The sequence below is a fragment of the Mesorhizobium sp. M7A.F.Ca.MR.362.00.0.0 genome, from assembly GCF_004023175.1.
Classification (GTDB): Bacteria; Pseudomonadota; Alphaproteobacteria; order Rhizobiales; family Rhizobiaceae; genus Mesorhizobium.
This window is the reverse complement of the sequence record NZ_RZTF01000584.1, coordinates 291-2711: the sequence shown is the minus strand read 5'-3', so window position 1 is coordinate 2711 and position 2421 is coordinate 291. Positions and strand designations below refer to the sequence as shown.

The window sequence follows — 2421 nt, the reverse complement described above, 5'->3', positions numbered from 1 at the left end:
CCGCTCGCCAAGGCCAGGGAAGCCGACATACCCGACATCACCCGAATGATCCTGGACGAGCTGCAAAAGCGCCTCGCCCATGATCCGCTGTTGCGTCCGAGCGGTCCCGTGCCCTTCTACCGGCTTGTCCGCAACCGCTTCACCCGCGAACTTCTCTAGAGCAATTCCAGGAAAAGTGTGACGCGGTTTTCCTGGGAAAAGCGGTCAGCACTTTCCTTAGATCAAACAGGCAGAGTATCAGAATCCCATGACGGTCGATACCCAACCACAGGGCGACGAACGCGTACACTGGCTGCCGATGGTGGCGGCGATCTCGTCGATCAGCGTCGTCGGCATCGCCATCGGCCTCGGCATGCCGCTGCTCAGCGTCATCCTTGAAACGCGCGGCCATTCGGCTTCGATGATCGGCCTCAACACCGCCGTTGCCGGCCTCGCCTCGATCGCCGGTGCGCCGCTGGCGACCCCGCTCGCCATGCGGTTCGGCGTTGCCTGGACCATGATCGCCATGATCGCCGCCGGCGCGCTGGCCTTTGTCGGCTTTCATTTCGCACCCGATTTCTGGATGTGGTTTCCACTGCGCATCGTGCTGCACATCGCGCTGACGGTGCTGTTCATCCTGTCCGAATTCTGGATCAGCACCTCGGCGCCGCCGCACCGACGCGGCCTTGTGCTGGGCATTTACGCCACTGTCCTGTCACTCGGCTTTGCCGCCGGACCGTGGCTGTTCGCCCATCTCGGCAGTTCCGGCTTCAGGCCGTTCGGCGTCATCATCGCCTTGGTGACGCTGGCGGCGATACCCGTGCTGGCAGCACGCAACGAGAGCCCCTCGATCGCCTCGGATGGCGAAACCAGCAATTTCCTGCGCTACATCTGGCTGGTGCCGTCGGCGACCGCAGCCGTGCTGGTGTTCGGCGCGGTGGAAACCGGCGGCTTTGCGCTCTTCCCGATCTATGGTAGCCGCATCGGCTATTCCGAGGCCGATGCGGCCCTTCTGCTGACCATGATCGGCCTCGGCAATGTGTTGTTGCAGATCCCGATCGGCATGATCAGCGACCGCGTCAGCGATCGCCGCTACCTGCTGATTGCCTGCGCCACGGTCGGTCTTATCGGCACCGTCTTCATGCCCTTCTTCGCCCAGAATTGGCATTTGATGGCCGCGCTTCTGTTCGTCTGGGGCGGCGTCGTCGCTGCCATGTACACGATCGGCCTTGCCCATCTCGGCTCGCAGCTTTCCGGCCATGAACTGGCGTCGGCCAACGCCGCCTTCGTGCTGTGCTACGGTGTCGGCATGGTGCTCGGCCCGCAGGCGATCGGCATCGGCATGGATGCGTTCGGCCCGTCCGGCTTCGGCTGGTCGCTCGGCCTGTTCTTCGCCGCCTATATCGCTTTGGTCGCCGTCAGGTTGGTTCGCAAGATCCTGCTGTAGCGCAACTGCCGCCAGCCCTGCATTTGGCGCGCACGGTGGCAGGCTGCTGACAGAACCGTGTCAGGAGCACAGGGCTAAAAGAGTGTCCCAAAACACTTGAGGACACTTCCATGATCGACAGCGGCTTTGAAACCACATCGCTACGAATGACACTGCTTCTGCTCGTGACCTTCCAGGCTCCGGCCGCCGACGTCGACCGCATCATGGATGCTGTGGTGGCGATTGCGCCGCTGGCCATGGGCAAATATGACCGCAATGCCTATCAGTCGGCGCACGGCATCGAACGCTACAGGCCGCTTGACGGTGCGGCCGCCGGTGCCGAAACCGAATTGCGGCGGCGGCCCGGCACGGTCGAGGTTTCCTTCGAACTGCCGGACGATCAGGTGCTGGCCGCCCGCGTCGTCGAGGCGATTTTCCAGGCCCATTCCTACCAGGAACCGGTGATCCGCATTCAACCGATTCTCGCCAGCCGTTCCAAGGGACTGGACGACCGCGCCAATCCGAATCGCTGGTGGAACACGACCGGAGACTGGAAGAAGGTTGCGTCACCGGCGACAGAAACCGCATGATTTCCGTTCACCAGCAGGCTCAGGCGGGTCGCACTAGGCTTGCCGGGCTTGACTTTCCGGGCGCGTTCTTTATGTGTCGCGCCAAGTTTCCCGCGTCCGGGTGTTTCCCCGTGCTCCAGCGGCCAAAACCCCACGAACAAACGGACTGATATCATGGCCAAAGCCGCAAACATCAAGATCAAGCTTCTGTCGACCGCCGACACCGGTTTCTTCTACGTGACCAGCAAGAACAGCCGCACCAAGACCGACAAGCTGTCGTTCCGCAAGTACGACCCGGTCGCCAAGAAGCACGTCGAATTCAAGGAAACCAAGATCAAGTAATCTGGTTTCCCGCTGCAATGCCGAAACGCCGCCCAATGGGCGGCGTTTTTCGTTTGTAACCAGTTGATTTCGTTGCACGTGAGCAGAGACTGCAGCCAAAAGGAT

3 protein-coding genes and 1 pseudogene are annotated in these 2421 nt (G+C 61.8%); all 4 read left to right on the top strand.

Going from position 1 to position 2421, the window contains the following annotated elements; translation table 11 throughout:
* A pseudogene (locus EOC06_RS44410) lies at positions 1-159 on the top strand (NUDIX hydrolase); the annotation flags it as partial.
* Between the two features lie 88 nt (positions 160-247).
* Positions 248-1426 carry an MFS transporter gene (locus EOC06_RS35530; protein WP_023810543.1) on the top strand — a complete coding sequence of 393 codons (1179 nt, stop codon included), beginning with the start codon at positions 248-250 and terminating at the stop codon, positions 1424-1426.
* A gap of 110 nt (positions 1427-1536) precedes the next feature.
* Complete coding sequence (locus tag EOC06_RS35525) at positions 1537-1995, top strand: hypothetical protein (protein WP_127271458.1); 459 nt, start codon at positions 1537-1539, stop codon at positions 1993-1995.
* Positions 1996-2148: 153 nt separating this feature from the next.
* Complete coding sequence (rpmG, locus tag EOC06_RS35520; protein ID WP_006201775.1) at positions 2149-2316, top strand: 50S ribosomal protein L33; 168 nt, start codon at positions 2149-2151, stop codon at positions 2314-2316.
* The last annotated feature ends 105 nt before the right edge of the window (positions 2317-2421 follow it).

Bases quoted from the DNA above. Each gene is read 5' to 3' on its own strand.
- EOC06_RS35525 (WP_127271458.1), top strand. From the start codon at position 1,537: ATGATCGACAGCGGCTTTGAAACCACATCGCTACGAATGACACTGCTT.
- rpmG (WP_006201775.1), top strand. From the start codon at position 2,149: ATGGCCAAAGCCGCAAACATCAAGATCAAGCTTCTGTCGACCGCCGAC.
- EOC06_RS35530 (WP_023810543.1), top strand. From the start codon at position 248: ATGACGGTCGATACCCAACCACAGGGCGACGAACGCGTACACTGGCTG.